Origin of the sequence: Bacillus sp. C28GYM-DRY-1 (genome assembly GCF_030519405.1) — a bacterium.
GTDB classification, from domain to species: Bacteria; Bacillota; Bacilli; order Bacillales; family Bacillaceae; genus Bacillus; species Bacillus spizizenii_A.
In genome coordinates, this window is the sequence record NZ_JAUMKF010000028.1 from 17658 (window position 1) to 36176 (window position 18519).

The 18519-nt window shown below is 39.7% G+C and carries 19 protein-coding genes and 1 pseudogene; 7 read left to right on the top strand and 13 right to left on the bottom strand.

The window, feature by feature from the left end; all coding sequences use genetic code 11:
* The first annotated feature begins 57 nt into the window (after positions 1-57).
* The 3 genes from Q3W56_RS18835 (at position 58) to Q3W56_RS18845 (ending at position 1392) form a co-directional block, all read left to right on the top strand.
* Positions 58-969 (top strand): TIGR01777 family oxidoreductase, encoded by a 912-nt coding sequence (locus tag Q3W56_RS18835; RefSeq protein ID WP_302896483.1) that lies wholly within the window; start codon positions 58-60, stop codon positions 967-969.
* 54 nt (positions 970-1023) lie between these two features.
* Positions 1024-1134 (top strand): YfhE family protein, encoded by a 111-nt coding sequence (locus tag Q3W56_RS18840; protein WP_003223230.1) that lies wholly within the window; start codon positions 1024-1026, stop codon positions 1132-1134.
* Between the two features lie 66 nt (positions 1135-1200).
* Entirely contained in the window at positions 1201-1392 is a 192-nt protein-coding gene (locus Q3W56_RS18845; protein ID WP_242734684.1) for a YfhD family protein, read from the top strand.
* Positions 1393-1431: 39 nt separating this feature from the next.
* On the opposite strand, the gene Q3W56_RS18850 is transcribed toward Q3W56_RS18845, so the two are convergent.
* The 3 genes and pseudogenes from Q3W56_RS18850 to mprF all read right to left on the bottom strand — a co-directional run bounded on the left by Q3W56_RS18850 (position 1432) and on the right by mprF (position 5896).
* Positions 1432-2016, bottom strand: a complete 585-nt coding sequence (locus tag Q3W56_RS18850) for a nitroreductase family protein (RefSeq protein WP_268401347.1) — start codon at positions 2014-2016, stop codon at positions 1432-1434.
* 86 nt (positions 2017-2102) lie between these two features.
* Positions 2103-3007: pseudogene (locus Q3W56_RS18855) on the bottom strand (PhzF family phenazine biosynthesis isomerase).
* Positions 3008-3325: 318 nt separating this feature from the next.
* Positions 3326-5896 (bottom strand): bifunctional lysylphosphatidylglycerol flippase/synthetase MprF, encoded by a 2571-nt coding sequence (gene mprF / locus Q3W56_RS18860; RefSeq protein ID WP_302896485.1) that lies wholly within the window; start codon positions 5894-5896, stop codon positions 3326-3328.
* Between the two features lie 170 nt (positions 5897-6066).
* On the opposite strand from mprF, the gene Q3W56_RS18865 reads away from it, so the two are divergent.
* On the top strand, positions 6067-6549 hold the full coding sequence (locus Q3W56_RS18865) for a MarR family transcriptional regulator (RefSeq protein WP_302896486.1): 483 nt from the start codon (positions 6067-6069) through the stop codon (positions 6547-6549).
* Between the two features lie 111 nt (positions 6550-6660).
* On the top strand, positions 6661-8217 hold the full coding sequence (locus tag Q3W56_RS18870; RefSeq protein ID WP_302896487.1) for an MFS transporter: 1557 nt from the start codon (positions 6661-6663) through the stop codon (positions 8215-8217).
* Here Q3W56_RS18870 and bstA read toward each other — a convergent pair.
* From bstA to Q3W56_RS18920, 10 genes are all read right to left on the bottom strand, one after another.
* Complete coding sequence (gene bstA / locus Q3W56_RS18875; protein WP_302896488.1) at positions 8214-8750, bottom strand: bacillithiol transferase BstA; 537 nt, start codon at positions 8748-8750, stop codon at positions 8214-8216. The two genes, Q3W56_RS18870 and bstA, sit on opposite strands and share 4 nt — an antisense overlap.
* A 112-nt stretch (positions 8751-8862) precedes the next feature.
* Complete coding sequence (locus tag Q3W56_RS18880) at positions 8863-9951, bottom strand: acyltransferase family protein (RefSeq protein WP_302896489.1); 1089 nt, start codon at positions 9949-9951, stop codon at positions 8863-8865.
* A gap of 250 nt (positions 9952-10201) precedes the next feature.
* The gene (locus Q3W56_RS18885; RefSeq protein WP_302896490.1) at positions 10202-11137 is read right to left on the bottom strand and encodes a sensor histidine kinase; all 936 of its coding nucleotides are present in this window, start codon (positions 11135-11137) and stop codon (positions 10202-10204) included.
* A gap of 1 nt (position 11138) precedes the next feature.
* Positions 11139-11852 (bottom strand): response regulator transcription factor, encoded by a 714-nt coding sequence (locus Q3W56_RS18890; protein WP_302896491.1) that lies wholly within the window; start codon positions 11850-11852, stop codon positions 11139-11141.
* Between the two features lie 337 nt (positions 11853-12189).
* The gene (locus Q3W56_RS18895) at positions 12190-12339 is read right to left on the bottom strand and encodes an AbrB/MazE/SpoVT family DNA-binding domain-containing protein (RefSeq protein ID WP_302896492.1); all 150 of its coding nucleotides are present in this window, start codon (positions 12337-12339) and stop codon (positions 12190-12192) included.
* Between the two features lie 259 nt (positions 12340-12598).
* Positions 12599-13468 carry a DUF4097 family beta strand repeat-containing protein gene (locus tag Q3W56_RS18900; protein WP_302896493.1) on the bottom strand — a complete coding sequence of 290 codons (870 nt, stop codon included), beginning with the start codon at positions 13466-13468 and terminating at the stop codon, positions 12599-12601.
* 46 nt (positions 13469-13514) lie between these two features.
* Positions 13515-14219, bottom strand: coding sequence for an ABC transporter permease (locus Q3W56_RS18905; RefSeq protein WP_302896494.1), 705 nt, complete (start codon positions 14217-14219; stop codon positions 13515-13517).
* A gap of 86 nt (positions 14220-14305) precedes the next feature.
* Entirely contained in the window at positions 14306-15229 is a 924-nt protein-coding gene (locus Q3W56_RS18910; RefSeq protein WP_302896495.1) for an ABC transporter ATP-binding protein, read from the bottom strand.
* A gap of 265 nt (positions 15230-15494) precedes the next feature.
* A complete protein-coding gene (locus tag Q3W56_RS18915; protein WP_368045777.1) occupies positions 15495-16088 on the bottom strand; it encodes a DUF6875 domain-containing protein in 594 nt (197 codons plus the stop codon).
* 518 nt (positions 16089-16606) lie between these two features.
* Positions 16607-16948, bottom strand: coding sequence for an ATP-binding cassette domain-containing protein (locus Q3W56_RS18920; RefSeq protein ID WP_302896498.1), 342 nt, complete (start codon positions 16946-16948; stop codon positions 16607-16609).
* A gap of 665 nt (positions 16949-17613) precedes the next feature.
* Here Q3W56_RS18920 and padR point away from each other — a divergent pair.
* The gene (gene padR, locus Q3W56_RS18925) at positions 17614-18162 is read left to right on the top strand and encodes a transcriptional regulator PadR (protein WP_302896497.1); all 549 of its coding nucleotides are present in this window, start codon (positions 17614-17616) and stop codon (positions 18160-18162) included.
* 179 nt (positions 18163-18341) lie between these two features.
* A partial coding sequence (locus Q3W56_RS18930; RefSeq protein ID WP_302896499.1) for a helix-turn-helix domain-containing protein occupies positions 18342-18519 on the top strand: 178 nt, incomplete at its 3' end.

Sequence of the window (18519 nt, forward strand, 5' to 3'; positions counted from 1 at the left end):
TTTCTTTTATGAAAATGAGGTAAAGTATATTTACTAGAACGATGAGGAGAGATATTCATGAATATAGCAATGACGGGCGGAACCGGTTTTCTCGGCCTGCATCTGACAGGCGTTCTTACCCGACAGGGACACCATGTTTATATTTTATCAAGAAACGCAAGGGAAACTGAACAAAAAAATATGACATATGTCCAATGGCTGACGGAAGGAGCCGCGCCGGAGCATGAACTTCCTCCTATCGATGTTTGGGTGAATCTTGCGGGACAATCGATTTTTGGCCACTGGACAGAAAAAACGAAGCAGCACATTCTCTCCAGCCGTATCAATGCGACGCGTGAAGTCCGGCGGCTAATTCTTAAACAAAATGAAAAACCGAAGGCATTGATCCAAGCCAGTGCCGTGGGTATTTACGGCACTAGTCTTGAGAAAACCTTTACAGAGGAATCTGTAACATCAGATGAGGATTTTCTCAGCCATACTGCGCATTTGTGGGAAAAGGAAGGACAGAACATTGAGGCGATGGGCATCCGGACGGTTTATGCGAGATTTGGCGTGATGCTTGGAGAAAAAGGCGCTCTCCCTCTCATGGTTCTTCCCTATAAGCTTCTGGCCGGCGGAACGATCGGAACCGGCAGACAGTGGCTGTCATGGATTCACGTCGAGGACGCGGCCCAGATGATCCGTTACGCAATAGAACACGCCGGAATCTCAGGACCCATGAATGTCACTGCGCCCAATCCTGTGGAAATGAAACAATTCGGAAAAACGATTGCACGTGTGAAGCACCGCCCGCACTGGCTCCCTGTCCCGGAATTCTTTTTATCAAAAGCATTGGGTGAAATGAGTCTTCTGATTGTGAAAGGACAGCGCGTTCTTCCTAAAAAAGCGATGATCTCTGGATTTCGTTTTTCATATTCGGACCTTGAATTGGCACTCTCACAGCTGATCACGGTCCGAAAGACTGTATAAAAACGGAAGGAAGCGTCAACCTTAAGAATAACATGGTTGAAGGAGGTCCTTTTTATGGAAAAGAAGAGGGAGAAGCACCAGCAAGGCGCCAACCTGAAAAAAATGCAAGAAGTTCTTTATTCAGGCGAATTTAAAAAAGCGGAAAAAGCTGCTAAGCGGAAATAGGAATACATAGCCCCTTTATGCCAGATACTATGTTTGTTTGATATCACTTTTTAGGGGGAATTTGATATGGGCAGAAATCATATCCACAAAAACCGTGATAAAAACAAACAAAAGCTTCCTCAAGTTCCCGACGCATTAAAAAGGGAAACTGACGGCGTTTACGAAGAATATTCAAGCGAGCTTGCTGATGCGGATGACCGCGAAGCGCAAAAGCGTGCAAAAGCAGCAGACAACAGAGCGAAAAAGAAAAATCGTTAATGAAAAACCCCCTTGTCTCCGTTTGAGACAGGGGGTTTTTTACATGTCGGTGAACCGTTCACGGATCGGCGTGCGTTTTTTCACTTCTGGTGCTTCGTCAGGATAGCCCGTTTGTATGATGGCGGCGAATCGTTCATTATCCTGTAAACCAAAGGCCTGATGCACTTCTTTGTCGTAAAGGATTTTTCCGCTTTTCCAAACCATGCCGATTCCTTTTTCCCAGGCAAGAAGCTGAAGATTTTGGATCAATGAGCTGGTTGCCGCAAAATCATCGTCTCGCGCTCTTTCGTTTTCATCTTCTTGAAACACGACGAGCAGAAATCCGGGGACGCGTCCAAGTGTGTTTTTGAAATTATGAAGCTTTTCCTCTGTCATATCCGGCTTGGATTTTTTAGAGAATGCTGCAAATGTGTTGATCAGATTTGTTTTTCCTGTTTCACTGGAAACGTAAATAAATCTCCATGGCTCTGTCACTCTGTGATTTGGCGCATATTTTGCGGTTTCAAGCATGTCAAGAATGACTGCTGAAGGCACTGGCTCTTGTTTAAATTTTCGAATTGATCTTCTGCTGCGTATGATGTCCCGCAGTGCTGAATGTTGTTCTATCTGTTCGGATTGAGGCATACCGTTTCACCTTCCTAAGCAATTGAAAATGATTATCATTCATAATGATAACGGAAAGTGCATCTTTTTGTAAACCATGACCTGTATTAGATTTTAAGAATAAGGGTTTCTGAGTATACTGCCGTTCCTGTCATGTTCACTTTCACATGATCGCCTTCCTCGTTTATTTCGATTTCCACTTTTCCGTCTTTCCCGATTTCCTGCCCTTGTTCAATGGTAAATTTACGCTGCTCGGTATTGCCGTACTGTTTCATATATGCCCCCATCACACCGGATGCTGTGCCCGTCACAGGGTCTTCTATCGTTCCCGAAAACGGAGATGAAAAGTGGCGTCCATGCACAGGTCGCTGTCAGGGTGAACGGTTTCAAAGGTAAACGGGTGGACCGAAGCCTTCGGCAGATCAACTAACACTTCCGGAAATTGTTTGTTATCAGGCACCATTTTTTTTGAGGCCTCTAGTGATGCAAGCGGAATGATGGCTGTCCATATGCCAGTGCTTCCAAACACAATCGGAAGATCGGCATGAAAATCTTCTTCCGTAATTCCCAATGCGGCAGCAAGTTTTTTCCGATCGCCTGTAAATGGTTTGAATTGCGGCGAAGCCTGTTCAATCGTGATATGAATGCGGCCTTCTTTTTCAGAAATCTTCACAGGCAGGATACCGGCTTTTGTCTGGATGCTGTACGTTTTACCGCTCTCCAGCATCCCTTTTTCACATAATGAGTAAAGAGAAGCAACTGTTGCATGACCGCACAAATTCATTTCGTGTCCAGGGGTAAAGTAACGGAGTTCGAGATCAGCCGGCTCGCTTTTCCGGATAAAGGAGGTTTCTGAATATCCGGCACGCTTAGCTATGATCTGCATCTCTTCTTCAGTATAATTGTCTCCATGCAATACGACACCTGCGGGGTTTCCTTTGCCGGGACTGCTTGTAAATGCTTCATATTTTAAAACTCTATTTCTTTCACTTGTCTGCCTCCCTTTCTTTATCAATGTCTCTGTCAGTATAGCAAAAATGATTATGAATTTTCAGTATTATTAAGAAAACCCATTTTCAAAAGAAAATGGGTTTTTGATAGAATCCTAAAACAATTAATCTTTTAGGATTTTGTCATCTTTTCAGCGTGATAGAAAAACCTTTGAAGTCTAGGATGGACGAGCATCGGAGCAGGCTTTCATCGTTGGACGTCGGTGTTTAGGCAGGACGCTTGATCATTTAACCCCCGTTCTTTTCATCACACGTGAGCACCGAAGCGCAGCCTAGACAACGAGTGCGAGGGTTTGTCGACACGCTAGGACTCTGTCTGGTTAGACGGAGTCTTTTTTGCTTTTGCCGATCAGCCGTGTGACGAGGAACATGGTGACGGAAAGAGATCTGTTTTTCCGGTACGCCAAGTATTTTCCGCGCCATTCCGGTTTGTATTTTTCTTTAAAGGCCCTGAGCCCGCTAAAGCTGTACATGTATCTGACATTATTAAAGATGACAGCGGCAAATCGTTCTGACCAGAAGGATGTAAAGGCGGTGCCGACATTGGCCAATGGCGCCATCCCCATGTTAAACGACGTGCAGCCTTCCTCCTTCGCCCATAAAAACATGCGGATGAATAATGCGTCCATAATGCCATTCGGGGCGTCGTCGCGGTAGCGCATCAGATCGACCGATATTTCTCCTTCCTGATACATCGGCATGACATTAGCAAATGCAACGATTTCTCCTTCTGCATTTTTCATGTAGGCGATCGGCGCTTTCTGTAAATATGAAGGATCAAAAAATCCGAGTGAGAACCCCTTCTCCTTTTTCGAGCCGAGCCATTCATCTGAGATTTGTTTCAGTTCCTCCAAAAACACATTAGAAAATGGGGGATGGCCCACATGGAAGCTATATTCCTCCCGCTCAAATCGGTTATTGATTGCCCGAAGGCCGGCTTTTTTCTTCCCTGTCAGGGTAAATGTGTTTAAATCCACATAGGCTTCCTCACCCAGCTTAAAGAAGTTATAGCCAAAATCGTGATACAGCGCCATGTCCTCTCGTTCAATTTGATAGAACAAAACACTGAAGCCCTTCTGATGCGCTTCATTCAGAAATTCTTCCAGCACAAGCGGGAACGATTCTTTTTGCCCTGACGGATCGCCGAGCACGACCAGCCTTCTGGCGATTTTTCCAAAAAGAAGAAGTGCATTCCCATCACTTGAAAAATAAAACCGCTTATCTCCAAGATAGCCGAGATGGCTCAGCGCGTTGCCGCCTTTTTCATTTAAAAACGAAGCAAGGCGTTCGGGATCAGCTTTTTCCCCGATTGGTTTTGTCTTCTTATGATATACCATTGTAAATATGAAGAAGAACAGCGGCACGATGATAATCGCCATGATCGTCGCATGCGTGATATGAGAATCGCTGTGGACGAAATATTCGTGGCGCATCACCTTTTTCATCCGGTCCCAAATAAAGCCCGCGATCAGATTGTAGTTAAAGAGTGCCACGGTAAACAGCGCCACAGCGAAAATCAATTGTCCCAGCGTATAGGATGCCTGTTCTCGAACAAATTGTTTTTTCAAAAGCACGAGTAATACGATAATCATCGGCAGTACGAATATCGCACTGATGTTAAGTCCTTTTAAAAAGCTGAACACAAAGCCGCCGACAAGCGCTGTAATGGCCATCGTATAGGAGCGTTTTGTCCGTTTATAAAGCTCAATCGGCAAAATCAGCAGAATGAGCGCTGAGCTTAAGGACAGACCGTTGAACAGCAAAAGACCCGGGCGCGGAATGTGCGGTATGACGGTCAGCCTGTCAATCGGCAGGGATACTGAAGCCAGAACAATCAGGCCTGCAACGAAAACAATAAGCGAAAGTGATCCTTGCAAAATTTTCACTAATATCGCCCGCTGTACGACAAGCAAAACGTTTGTCGTCTCAATTGCAGGTGCGATACGCGGGTTCGTTTCGAGTCGTTTCATTGTATTTTCGGTCAGATCGCCGGCAGCAAAGAACAGTCCCAAAACGAATGGGATAAATGAATAGACGAGCCTGTATAAAACAATAGAAGTAACAATGGCCTCCTGATGATAGCCAAACTGCTCCATCCCGAGCAAAAACAAAAGGTCAAACGAGCCGAAGCCGCCCGGCACAAGGCTGATCATTCCTCCGATCGACGCAATGACGAACACTCCGAACACATACCTGATATCAGCCTGAATGCCCATAGCGAACAATGACAGATAGATGACGGTTCCAGCCATAAACCATTCGGCAACAGAAGCGCCGATATAAGCGAAAATTGGATTTTTCACTTTGTCCGAATTCTCTTCGTCTCCGCCTTTGCGGCCTTTTATTTTAGCCACCGCCAAAGATACCGGCATAATCAGTGCGAAACCGATAACGACCGCCCATAGCCAAGGCTTTTCATTAATGACTTCATCCACTGGCAACACTCGTGCGGCGACGAAAATGCTGAAAACTGATAACCCGAGCAGCATAGATGAAGTAAGCCAGGCAATTCCTTTGACGAGCGCCTTGTGGTCTTTCGTATGCTCTTTATAAAACATCATTCTTAACCCGACTCCGGCTAATCCGCCGAATCCAAGGACGTTATTAAATGAATTAGCGATCCATGAAACCCTGAATACCTTTCCGTTTGTAATCGATAGGCGCAATGAGTATTTCAGGACGTAATCATACAGCGACATAGCCGCAACAGCCAGCAAGCCGATCAATACAAGGATGAATAAGTCCGTTCGCTCAAGTCCGTTGATGACCATGAGCGTACGTTTGAATGACAGATTTGTCAGTTCTTTTTTCGATTGATAAATAACAAATAATAAAACTGCAATAGGAAAAACGATTTTTAAAATTGATAAAGCATTCTTTTTAATCAGCAATGGTCTCTCCAATCATAATCTAGTTCGCTCTTCTCCCCCAATAATCTCCAACTCATTATACACTACCGTTATTTTTCGGACAAAGTCCCGCATGCGGTTCCCGCTCACTTTCTATCAGGGGTGAAAATCGAGTATTATGTAAGAGGAGTGAATGATGAGGAAGTGATGAAATGGAATACAATCTACATGATACAACGGTATTAAACGAAGACATTCTTTCATCTGAGGAACGGGAAATATGGGTGCTCTATATGAAAGTACTAACCTCTGCCGGCCTCGGTGATGTGTCCGAATGGATGAAGCTGGATATGAGCATGCCGCAAATGAAAGTGCTCATGCTATTAAACAACCATGGTACACTGAAGGTCAGCGACATTGCAGAAAAAATGGGGGCTTCCTTATCCAATACAACAGGACTGCTTGACCGCCTTGAGAAATCAGGGTTTGTCAAACGCTCACATTCTGAGGAGGACCGCCGTTCAGTCGTTGTTCAGTTGACGGAGAATGCAAAAAATATTTTTCGGGGGCTTTATGAAAAAGGCCACTTGAAATTAAAGCGTTCATTGGAGCTGCTGTCCCCAGAAGAAAAGCAGGCTGTATCCGAAGGGCTGTCTATCCTTTCAAGAGCATTAGAGAATGCGAAAAAAGAATAACTCTGTAAGTCTGTCATCCGCAAAGCGAGGTGTCAGGCTTTTTTTATTTGACATTTAGTTCATTTCAAATGAATAATATATTTAAAGTGAATTAAAAAGGAGTTGAAGAATATGACTGAAGCATTGACAGTGCAGAAAAGCCAAAAGTGGGCGATCAGCCTGTTTACGATTGGTGTGTTTATGGCTGCGCTGGATAACGGAATTATTTCTGCTGCTTTAACAACGATAAACGAGTCGTTTGCCGTTTCTCCTTCCTGGGGGTCATGGGGCATTACCCTATACACGCTCGGCCTTAGCGTCAGTGTGCCGATCGTCGGAAAGCTTTCCGACCGCTACGGCAGAAAGAAACTCTTTCTCATTGAGGTCTGCTTGTTCGGACTCGGTTCTTTGCTTGTTGCTTTGAGCCAAAGCTTCCCGCTCTTTCTAATCTCACGGCTGATTCAGGCGCTTGGTGGCGGCGGGATTTTCATTATCGGCAGCTCTCACATTCTCGCTACACTTCCAAAGGAAAAACAGGGAAAAGCACTTGGGCTGCTTGGTGCGATGAACGGGATGGCCGCTGTGCTCGGGCCGAATATCGGAAGCTTTCTGCTTGATTGGACCGGTTCTTGGCATTGGCTGTTTTTAATTAATTTGCCGATTGCCTTGCTATTGGTTGTTTTCGGTGCATGTTTTATTGCGGAAACAAAAGCGCCTGAGGCTAAGCGACTCGATACGGCCGGAATCTTCCTTCTGTCCCTGTCAATTTTAGCTGTGATGTACGGCATGACGAATCTTGACGGAGCAAATCTTTTGAACAGCTTGGGAAATCCGGAGGTTTATGGGTGTATTATATTTGGCATTCTCTGTTTTGCAGCGCTTATCTCGTTTGAAAAGAGGGTTGAAAGGCGCGGGGGAGATCCGATTTTGGCGTATTCTCTTCTGAGGAACCACATGTTTCAGCGCACGCTTATTATCGGTTTGTTATCCGGGGGACTGTTGGCGGCGGTCATTTTTATCCCGTCATATGTTGAGCAGTATTTGGGTGTCTCGGCCGCAAAAGCAGGCTATTGGATGACACCGCTTGCGTTAGCTTCCGGCATCGGTGCTTGGCTTGGCGGAGCGCTCACTGACAAAAAAGGGCCGGTGAAAACGGTTGTTCTTTCGGGAATCATTTCATGTGCGGGATTTGCTTTATTTCCGCTCTGGGTGACGGAGAAATGGGAGTTTGTAATCGCAAGTGTGGTAGCTGGGATTGGTTTTGGCTTTCTGTTAGGCGCGCCGCTGAACGTCCTTGTATCAGAGGCAGCGAAAACGAATAAGGGCACAGCGCTTGGCACGCTATCATTGGTAAGGCAAATTGGCCTGACCTTGGCGCCCACTCTTTATGCAGGCTTTATCACAGCCGGGTTTAATCAAATAGGTGATGAGATCAGCAACCGCTTATCGGTCAGCGGACATTCAGGAAAGGCGATGGAGATGATTCCGGAGATCGACAGCTCTAATATTTCTTCTTTGCAAGAACAAATCGAACGCATTCCCGTGCCTGAAGTCAAAACCGCGATAAGCGATGCTATTCATGCGAGTGTCGCCAGCGGCTATGATCATTTATATGCAGCAGCTGCTGTGATTTCACTGCTGGTGATTGCTGCTATCACTCTTCCTGCTTTCCGCCGGCAAAAGCGTTAAGACCACCCCAGCCGTTTGGAAAGTTCCGTAATATGAGCGATATGGTGATGTGAGTGCCAGACATACAGCCCTAGCGCGTTTTCTAGCGTCATGATCTCCTTTGTATCGGGATGGTAAAACCCGCGCTGAAATTGCTGCTTCGTTAGACTGCGGAGAAGAGCCGTCCATCGTCCGTGAAGCGCCTGTAAAAGCGCGAGTGAACCGCTCGGATCTGCTGTTTTCGAGTCCTTTAGCTCAGACCACGCTTTTTCATTATATGGACGGATGGCCGGTGTCTCTTCCGTCAAGCTCAATTTAAAACGTATATAGCTGTTCATATGACTGTCAGCCAGATGGTGAACAACTTGCCGGACGGTCCATCCGCCGTCTCGGTAAGATGTGTCAAGCTGGCTGGCTGTCATGCTTTCAACGGCTTTCTTCAGTTTGTCCGGCACTTCTTCAAGGGCTTGAATCCATTCCTCTTTTTGCTCCTTCGATACGGATTTCCTCGGCTTGTATTCTCCTATTGGGTAGCTTAGATTGGCTTTTGTCATGTATGCTCTCCCTTCTTTTCAATCTTCTCCTTTATTTTACAAGAAAAAATATGGTGTTCTACAGTAAAAAAACATACAACAACGGCAGGAGAGAGGCTCCTGCCGCTTGTTTTCACCCTGCGTGATCACGCACTTCTACTGTTACTTTCTTCTGTTTTGGCTGATAGATCTTCCCCACAAATAAATAACCGTATTTGAATTTATTCAGTGCCCATGAGGTCAGGATCGGGCCCGCTGTGCAGACGGCAAACATCAAGAAAACGGCCGGCACAGCGGGAATGTCCGGCATATTCAACAGCAACACATAGCCAATGATCATAAAATAAGCATGGAGCAGATAAATCGAAAAGGAATAGTTGCTGATAAACATCATGATTTTCGGCACATGCTTTATTTTAGAAAACAAGTGAAAGCACAGGAAAATCATGCTTATCGAATACAGCATGATATCAGGCCGTTTTGAGCTGATCATGCCGATTTCGCCTACATAAGAAACAGTGACAACCAGCGCTCCAGAAGCAATTGCGGCGCCGTATACCAACCAGCGGTATTGGTTCAGCAGCGCTAAAAAGCGCTTGTACTCTTTTCCACAATAGTAGGCAAGACAAAAGTAGAAGAGCCAGCCTGCGAACGGAACCCAGAAGAACGGAAACGACCCGACTTCTTCAGAAGCAGGAGCCGGGCTGACCGCTGAGAAATAACTTAAATAAACGGCTGTTACCACAAATGAGATGGACAGCACCCATTTCGGCGATGCTTTTTTCAAATACTCGTGAAACATCATGTGCAACATGTAAAATTGAAAGATGACAAGAATGAAGTATCCGATAAAATTTCCTAACAATACGTTCGCCAGATATTTTTGCACTATCGCGAGAAAGGTAACCTCTCCCCCCATCGCACTTGTCATCAACAGGGCATCAATAGCCGCGATAAATAAAAAAGGAACGAAAATCACTTTCCCCCGCTTCTTTAAAAAACCGTCCGGCACCCCGTCAGGATAAGAACGGGCCAGCAAAAATTCAGAGATGAAAATGAAAGCTGGCGTGCTAAACATCAGGAGTGTGCGAAATGAATCTACAGTGTGGGTAATATTTGCGAGAGCTTCTGCCTGAAGCATCAGGACCATTGAAATGATATGGAGCAAAACGACACTTAAGCACGAAATGCAGCGGATCATAAAAATTTCTTTAATTTGCATAAACAGCGCTCCTTTTATTTCAATTTTTTAGAAATCGATGGTTGTACCTTAACATGTCTGCTTTATTTGAAAAAGTGCCTGATGTCATAAATGAGAGTATGTATGATTGACTAAGTCCATAAAAACCTCAGACTTTTTGGTGTACATTTCCTAGTCTAGATTGAGAACTTACAATGGTTGGAGTTTTGCAGGCGGATTCTTCTAATATTTTGCACTTAAAACAAATTATATTTGATAGTTTGTTACATTATCAGTATCTAATCCGTTTTAAACGAACAGTAAAAGCTGTTTTTTGAAAAGGGATACTATCTAAAGATATACTTCCTCCCATTTGCTCTACTAATCTCTTAGTAATCGTTAGACCCAATCCACTTCCTTGATAATGGGTATTTCTTGAGTCCTCCAATGTATACATTCGCTCAAAGACCCGGTCTTTATGCAATTCATTTATCCCTTTTCCTTTATCCGACACTTCTATGTCGACATCATTCTCAGCTATTCTAATCTTTAGACCTATCGCCTTACCGTCAGAACCATATCGAATGGCATTTGAAATTAAATTATGTAGAACCCTCTCAACGGCATCTTCATCACCTCTAACAAAGACAGGATCTTCTGGTAAATCAATAACGACTTCAAAATCTTTATTAATTAAAATTTCGTAGTAGTCTAATATTATTTTCCGACTCACTTCGCATATATCTATTCTTGAAACACTTAATTTTTTATCTCCTGACTCCAATTTTACAAGTTCAAAGAAGCGGTTTACTAATTCTAATACCTCTACAGTTTTAACATTAACTGTTTTTAATAAACCTAAAATCCTTTCTGTTGTTAGATTTTTATCATTATTTATCATCTCAATATAACCCAGAATAACGGTTAGAGGCGTCTTTAAATCGTGTGAAATATTTGATAGCATTTTTCTCATAGATAGTTCTATGCTATTATAATTTCCTATGATCTTTTGATTATGGTCTAAAAGCCGATTTATTTGTATGAGCATTGATTTAATATATTTATCGTCTGTGTAAAGCAATAATCTTTCGCCTGTTTCTTCATTAATAACTTTTTTGAGTTTATTACGTATGTATTTAACCTCAGTCCTTTGTTGTAATCGGCTTCGGAATAGGATAATATTCAAAACCAAAGAGCATATTAATAAGATGGCCACTAGATACAACATTTTATAAATCTCCTAGTTTATAACCTATCCCCCACAAAGTCTTTATGTACGTTGGATGGGATGGATCGTCTTCAATTTTCTCTCTAAGTCGTCTAATATGAACATTAATTACATTTTCATCTCCGTAATAGTCATCTTGCCATACAGCTTTATAAAGTTGAGACTTAGTATATACTTGCGAAGGATGAGAAATAAATAGCTTTAAAATATTAAATTCTTTTGCTGTAAGATTAATCTTTTTATCAAGTTTTTTCACAGAAAAGCCATCGATATCAATACTCAAATCACCTATTTTCACAACTTTGTTTTTTCTTCCCTTATCTTCCCTAGGTACTTGGGAACTCATATAATGTCTCTCTCTCCTAATGGTTGCCTTAATTCTAGCTAATACCTCCAGCATAGAAAAAGGTTTGGAAATATAATCATCAGCTCCAAGACCGAGACCAAGTGCTTTATCTACATCTTCATCTTTTGCAGACATAATAAGAACTGGAACCATGCTTATAGACCGAATTATTCTCAGACATTCCATACCATCTATCTTCGGTAGCATAAGATCCAATAATATTACGTCAAACGTTTGTGTCTTCAATATCTCTAATGCTTCTTCACCATCAACAGCCGCTGTAACTTCAAATCCTTCTTTTACTAAACTTACATTTACCATATCGCTTATATACTGATCATCTTCTATGATTAATATTCTGTGACTCACAGCTTACCACTCCTTAAGACTTTAATATGGAAATGATATTTATGGTTCTCTAACATCAATCTTAAGACAAGTAATTCAATATTATAATAATTTTCCATCCAATAGTAATAAAATTTTATTAGGTGTATGTAAAACAAGTAAATCAGACAACCATTTCTTCACTATAGCAAGATTAATTGTCTAGTGTTGCTCTCCTCTTTATCTAAAAAAGACTTTAATGTTTGTATATAAGTAATTACGTTCCTCGGCCTCGGAAAAAGGTATTCCTATTTTTTTAATACTACCCGTACATACTCAGAACTAAGACGGAAATTACGCACTAAATCCTTACCAGTAACTATACATATTTTTTTAAAACAATTTCATTTCCATTTATTAATATTTCCATTAATGTATTCACTTCGATACCTTTGGCATCACGTAGTTCTTTTGGTAATACAATTCTCCCTAAACGATCTACTTTTCTAGTTATCCCTGTAGATTTCATTTTAATTCTTCCTCTCTTTCTTAATACGACTTAAAAGTTACATAGATGCAATTTTAAGTTATAGAATCAGCAATTCTAAAAAAGGACTAAATAATGAGAAAAAGCACTTAATAGTTTTCTATATAGGCTATATAATTTTTCTGCAAATTAAAAGTGCTGCTCTTAAATGAAATATTAAGACAGCACCTCTAGAGACTAAAAATCATTCATTTTAATGTCGGTATAAAGTTCTGAAGGCTCTTTAGAAACCTCTTAATATTTAATTTGTAACATTTATAGCGCCATCCTCACTAGTTAGATTTAGCTTATTTGCTCCTCTGCCGATTTCACCTTTAATTGACTTTACACCACTATTACTTTTTCTAAGTTCATCTAGAGTGAGTTTTATATCAGAATTACTCTTTGCAAATACTGTGAGAGAAGTTGGCGCTTTTTTATAAGAAAGACCAATATCACCTGTGGTCGTATCTACAGTTAAAGATTCTCCCTCCGTTATGTCCCTAATCGAAACCGCTCCATCTTTAGAAGTTACCTTTACGTTGGAACTTTCTATATCTTTTATATAGTTATCGCCGCTTATAGAAGTTATATTTAAATCTTCAAAATAACTATTTTCAGCATTTAATGATCCGTCCATAGATGAAAACTTTCCAGTATTAGCTGAAACACCTTTTATTTTTTCATCACCGGAATTATTATCAACGAGAATATTATCAACTGAGATATCGCTCATTTGTATATTCCCATCTTTATTAGCTACTTCGACATTGTTTATGCCTGTTTCAGGAACATTAATATAAATTGTCCCGCCCCGCTTCCCAAAAGTAAATCCTCCAAGAAAGCCACTACTTTTTTGTGCCTTTTGTTCAATAACTAAATTTTCTCCATCTTTATGAAATGTAACTGGTGCTTTATCTTCTTGTTTTCCCTCTGCTGAAATTGTTACCTCATTTGAATTACTCTTTTTAAACCTCAAATCCCATGAGTCAGTATATACTTTTAAATTTGCAATATTTTCTACGTTATAAGACTTATTTTTTTTAAAGCTTTTTGCATCTATCTTATAAGTAGTAAAAGCAATTCCACCAATCACTACTAACGCTATAGACGCTATTAAAATCTTTTTCATTTTTTAATTCCTCCTCATTTTATTGTAAAAACAACTCTATCTTCATTTACAATAAATCTTTTTTATCCACATTACGATAAGAAAGATAACCCACTAAAAGACCAAATAAACAAAATATAGTTGGAATTATAATGAATTGACTTAAACTGACTGTTTCTCCTCCATTGGAAACTGTTGCATTAATAAAGACTCCAATTACTACGGCCCATGTGATTGTAGCAGCTGTAGATTTCCTTCTCATACCGAAAAACAATGGAATTAGACTCACTCCAGCCATCATAAGAGCAGTGATAAGAGTCGATGGCACAGTAGAAATAATTTCATTCATATCAACAGGCTTCTCAAATAAATATAAATGTGGACTGATTGAAAAAATTAACAAGTTAATAACAAAAGTAGCAATAACAATACTTATAAAACAGAATAGAAAAACAATAGATAGTTTAGCTTGCATTAATTTTTTTCTTTGTAAAGGGTAAGTAAATAGCAATTGAATTGTTTTATTTTTATATTCATCAATAACTAAACGGGATAAAATAACAGCAGCAAAACTAATAAATACAATTCTAATAAAAATATTAGTTAGAGACATAAAATCTGCATAAGCAGGAAACATTGGTTCAATTTCGTTTCTAGACCCCCATCCCATAAGAGCAACCAAGGTAAAGATGATTAATATCCAAAGTGCCACTCCTTTAAAATACTGTGACAAGTGATGTTTTCTATACTCTAACTTCATAAGTTTTAACACTTTAAATAACCTCCATCAAAGAATTTAATACGATGTGTCTAGGCTTTTATATTTCCGATATTTGAGGCAAAATTGTAATTATCTAATTAAGTGTGTGTCCCCTCACCATTCATTGAGCTTAAGAAGTACTCTTCTAATGAACTATGTTTTTTATTTATATTGTCTATACCAACATCATTCATAATGAATGCTTTAGATATTTTTTGTTGTGTAACAGCTGTTTCGTAGATTCGAATTACCTGTTTATCAATAATTTTAAAATTTCTTATCCCTAGATTTTGCTCTAAAATATATAACGCTTTTTTTATATTTTGGACTTTCACCTCTATATACTCTGCTTGCTTTCCATTAATACTCTTCATTGATACTTCTTTTATTAACTTACCATTCTGAATAATGCCAACAGTATCCGACATCTGTTCCATTTCGGCTAAAATATGACTAGAGACTAACAATGTTATTCCATACTCTCTGCAGAGTAACTTAAAGAGGTCCCTTAATTCTTTTATACCTATAGGATCTAGACCGTTGATTGGCTCATCTAAAACCAAAAGTTCTGGTCTAGTAGAAATGGCTCGAGCTATCCCTAACCTTTGTTTCATTCCTAGCGAAAACTCTTTCACTTTTTTATTTTCAATATTATGTAACTTTACGAGCTCAATAGCATGATCAACAGACTTTTTATCGTAATACCCCATATATTCACAATGAAAATATAGATTTTCTTTAGCAGTGAGATTGTCATAGAAAATTGGATATTCAATAATGGTGCCCATTCGCTTTAGAACTTCAAATGATGTATCTGTTAATTTCTCACCGAAAATTTCAATATCCCCACTTGTAGGTTTAATCAAATTTGTAATCATTTTCATGATAGTGGTTTTACCTGCACCATTCGGACCTAAAAACCCATAAATTTCTCCTTTTTTAACGTGCATATTAACTTCAGAAACAACATTTTTTCCTTTAAATGACTTAGTAAGTTGGTTAGTTTTTAAGATGTACGTCATTCTCTTTCCCCTTTCCATTTATATTTTTATTATATAAAGCAAACTTCTCTTTTCCCTTAAGCAATTATTACTTTTTTCTTAAGATTTATTTTGCAAGGTAATAGTGTTAATCTGAATGTTTAGGAAAGAAGAAAGAGCTATCTAAATAGCTGAATGTTTAGGAAAGAAGAAAGAGCTATCTAAATAGCTGAATGTTTAGGAAAGAAGAAAGAGCTATCTAAATAGCTAGATAGACCCTTATCCCCTCCTCGTTATAAATAATTAGTTAGGACAAATCGGAAATCGCTTTCTTCACTCGTGTTAACTCACGTTCATTTAATTCATTTCCCATTGAATGCTTATAACCTTTTAGAAATTCTATTTTATCCTCACATCGGTCATGTTCACTTGTTAAAAAAGGAAAGTCCTCTTTTATCAGATTTCTTATTGCCATCATAGGAACTTCGCAAACTAAAGGTTTAAATTTGCTACTATATAGTCCTGGCTTACTGTTAGTGGAATAAAAGTCTCCTATCATCATCCCATCATATACAAGTAGCCGCTTAAATTCCTGATGGATAGTAGCAAGTATATTATCGAGTGACTTATTAGCTAAAAACACAATTAAAAGGGTTTTATATTTTTCAGGCTTCTCTGACTTCATTTTCAACTCTTTAAATTGAACTACACTTTCCTTAATGATGTCTCTCATTTGTTGATCGTCCTCAACATATTCTTCTATAAAGGAACAATATATAGTATCTTCTTCGATGGCAAAAGGAAGGAAAGGACAAATCGCTCCTTTAGCTCCCTTCTCCGGATGAGGCTTCGAGCAAAAATGTAATCTAAAACAATTTTTATTTCTTCTTTTGTAACAGATTCAAGTTTTTCTGTGATTTGTTTTAAGCTAACAAGGTTATTCTTTACATTTAACATACGACCACTCTCTTTTCTATGATTTATTATTTTAAATTAATCACATTAATTTAAATAAAGTACTTTAATTTAAAAATATGGAAGCGGAAAAGCGAACGATAGTCATAAAAATAATTAGGCTTGGGCAGATTTGGGACCGCAAACCAATACCTACTCTTTAATAAAAATGATTTTCTTGTTTTTTACCTGTTCTGAACAAACGCTAATATAATAATATTCACTTAGGGAGAAGGGACTTTCTATTAATCAGGAATATGTCCATTAGATAAAGTACCTCCTAAGAGGGTCATTCAACGACTAAATGACCTCTCTTAATGAGTAAAATCTATAAAAAGCACCTTCATTTTGGACTAATTCATCCAAGGATCCTTTTTCAACAATTTTTCCACCTTCCATATAAATAACCTCATCATACCTGCGTAAAAGCTCAGGATTTAGTTTGTGAGTGATGGCAATAATGGTTTAATCATTGAAGTTGAGGAGCTTATCTTCAAGTGAATAACTTGTTTTTAAGTCTAGAGCAGAAGTTCCTTCATCAATAACAAGAATTGGTTTATTTCTTATTAAACCTCTAGCCACAGCGATTCTCTGTTTCTGCCCACCTGATAAGTTTCCTCCGCTTTCCCCTACATTGTTATCTAGACCTTTCAGGTCTTTTATGAATTCATTGACACCACTAATTGCAAGTGCCTGGTTTATTTCTTCATCATTAAAATCCTCAAATAATAAGATGTTTTCTCTTATCGATTTGTTAAACAAATAGATATTATGAGGTACTACATACTGTTGCTTCAGTCGGACCATAACAATTCTGAATGATAGGTTTGTTTTCAATTTCTTTTGAGGTTTCAAAAAAATTCAGAAACGATATCCAGTGTTAGTGCTTCGCCCGCTAAAGAAATGGACTTTAAGGAATGTAATTTATCTAGTACTCCATTGCTTTTAGCATAATTTAACAATTCCCGATACATTGAAGGAACCATAACTATATGTGCATTATTAAAGCAACTAATCATTTCATATGGATCAGCTTTTTGATTGTCTGATAAAATGAGTAGTTTACTTCCCCCTAGAAGCGCTGGAGCCTGTCCTTAGAAAGAGAATTATGATATTACCATCATGCTCATAGCCAGAAAAGAGAAAACTGTGCCTCCTATGAATAGAAAAAATATTTAATATGTAACAGTAGGGTTGCAATACACCTAATGAAATTGAATACTGAGACAATGCAATACCATTTTTAAGTTATATTTGTGCTACTCATAGAATCAGGAAGGGAAGTTCTAAATTCCTTCATTTAATTTTGAACATATCATTTTTTATATGGTCGATGAATTTGTATTTAAGTAACAACCAGACCGGGTTGTGTTCCCTTCCTCCCTTTTCTATAATAAGGGGAATAGGCAGTTAGGATCATGATGAGCACTTGCTCATTTTGTTGCGAAACAGCTATAGACACGGAGGATAGCATGAGAGTATTAAAATATGCCATATTAGGGCTTTTGCGAAAAGGCGAATTGAGCGGATATGATATTACAAGTTATTTTAAAGAGGAGCTCGGCCAATTTTGGAGCGCCAAGCACAGCCAAATCTATCCTGAGCTCAAAAAGCTGACGGATGAAGGGTTTATTACGTTCCGGACAACAATTCAAGGCACAAAGCTGGAGAAAAAGATGTACACCCTGACAGACAGCGGAAAGCAGGAGCTGCATGACTGGCTGATCCGCCACCAGCCGATACCGGAGACGGTGAAGGATGAATTTATGCTGAAGGCATATTTCATCTCATCTCTATCGCGGCAGGAAGCTTCTGATTTGTTCACAGACCAACTGCTGAAACGCAAGGCCAAGCTGTCTGATCTGCAGGGAAACTATGAAAAGCTTATGGCTTCAGCGGAGCCGATGTCGTTTTCTTCACCAGACTTCGGCCACTATCTTGTGCTGACGAAAGCGCTGGAGAGAGAGAAAAATTATGTTTCTTGGCTGGAATCAATTTTAGCTATGATCGATAAGGATTAACCGGGAGCGCCCTTCAGGCTGCACCCATACGAATGCGTGGGTTTACCCACATGCAAAAAAAAACATCTGCCTAAAGGGACTGACGGGACTGACCCCATAAGATGAGACAAATAAAAAACACCTTCAAGTTTGAAAACGGATGATTGTTATCCGAAATTAGACTTGGAGGTGTTTTTTCTATGGGGACAAGAGTGAGTTATCCGGTTGAAGTGAAACAGAAGGCTGTAGAAATGAGATTGGCAGGCGTGCCTATGAAAGAGATCATGCAGAAATTGAATATTAAGAATAAGACACAAGTTCAGACATGGGTTAGATGGCATAAGGCTGGGGAAACACATCGATTTGAACAGCCTGTTG

Coding starts and splice junctions, on each gene's coding strand:
- Q3W56_RS18910 (WP_302896495.1), bottom strand. CDS start 15,229: ATGACGTACATCTTAAAAACTAACCAACTTACTAAGTCATTTAAAGGA.
- Q3W56_RS18845 (WP_242734684.1), top strand. CDS start 1,201: ATGGGCAGAAATCATATCCACAAAAACCGTGATAAAAACAAACAAAAG.
- Q3W56_RS18870 (WP_302896487.1), top strand. CDS start 6,661: ATGACTGAAGCATTGACAGTGCAGAAAAGCCAAAAGTGGGCGATCAGC.
- Q3W56_RS18865 (WP_302896486.1), top strand. CDS start 6,067: ATGGAATACAATCTACATGATACAACGGTATTAAACGAAGACATTCTT.
- padR (WP_302896497.1), top strand. CDS start 17,614: ATGAGAGTATTAAAATATGCCATATTAGGGCTTTTGCGAAAAGGCGAA.
- Q3W56_RS18850 (WP_268401347.1), bottom strand. CDS start 2,016: ATGCCTCAATCCGAACAGATAGAACAACATTCAGCACTGCGGGACATC.
- Q3W56_RS18840 (WP_003223230.1), top strand. CDS start 1,024: ATGGAAAAGAAGAGGGAGAAGCACCAGCAAGGCGCCAACCTGAAAAAA.
- Q3W56_RS18835 (WP_302896483.1), top strand. CDS start 58: ATGAATATAGCAATGACGGGCGGAACCGGTTTTCTCGGCCTGCATCTG.
- Q3W56_RS18885 (WP_302896490.1), bottom strand. CDS start 11,137: ATGTTGTATCTAGTGGCCATCTTATTAATATGCTCTTTGGTTTTGAAT.
- Q3W56_RS18880 (WP_302896489.1), bottom strand. CDS start 9,951: ATGCAAATTAAAGAAATTTTTATGATCCGCTGCATTTCGTGCTTAAGT.
- Q3W56_RS18895 (WP_302896492.1), bottom strand. CDS start 12,339: ATGAAATCTACAGGGATAACTAGAAAAGTAGATCGTTTAGGGAGAATT.
- bstA (WP_302896488.1), bottom strand. CDS start 8,750: ATGACAAAAGCCAATCTAAGCTACCCAATAGGAGAATACAAGCCGAGG.
- Q3W56_RS18900 (WP_302896493.1), bottom strand. CDS start 13,468: ATGAAAAAGATTTTAATAGCGTCTATAGCGTTAGTAGTGATTGGTGGA.
- Q3W56_RS18920 (WP_302896498.1), bottom strand. CDS start 16,948: ATGGTCCGACTGAAGCAACAGTATGTAGTACCTCATAATATCTATTTG.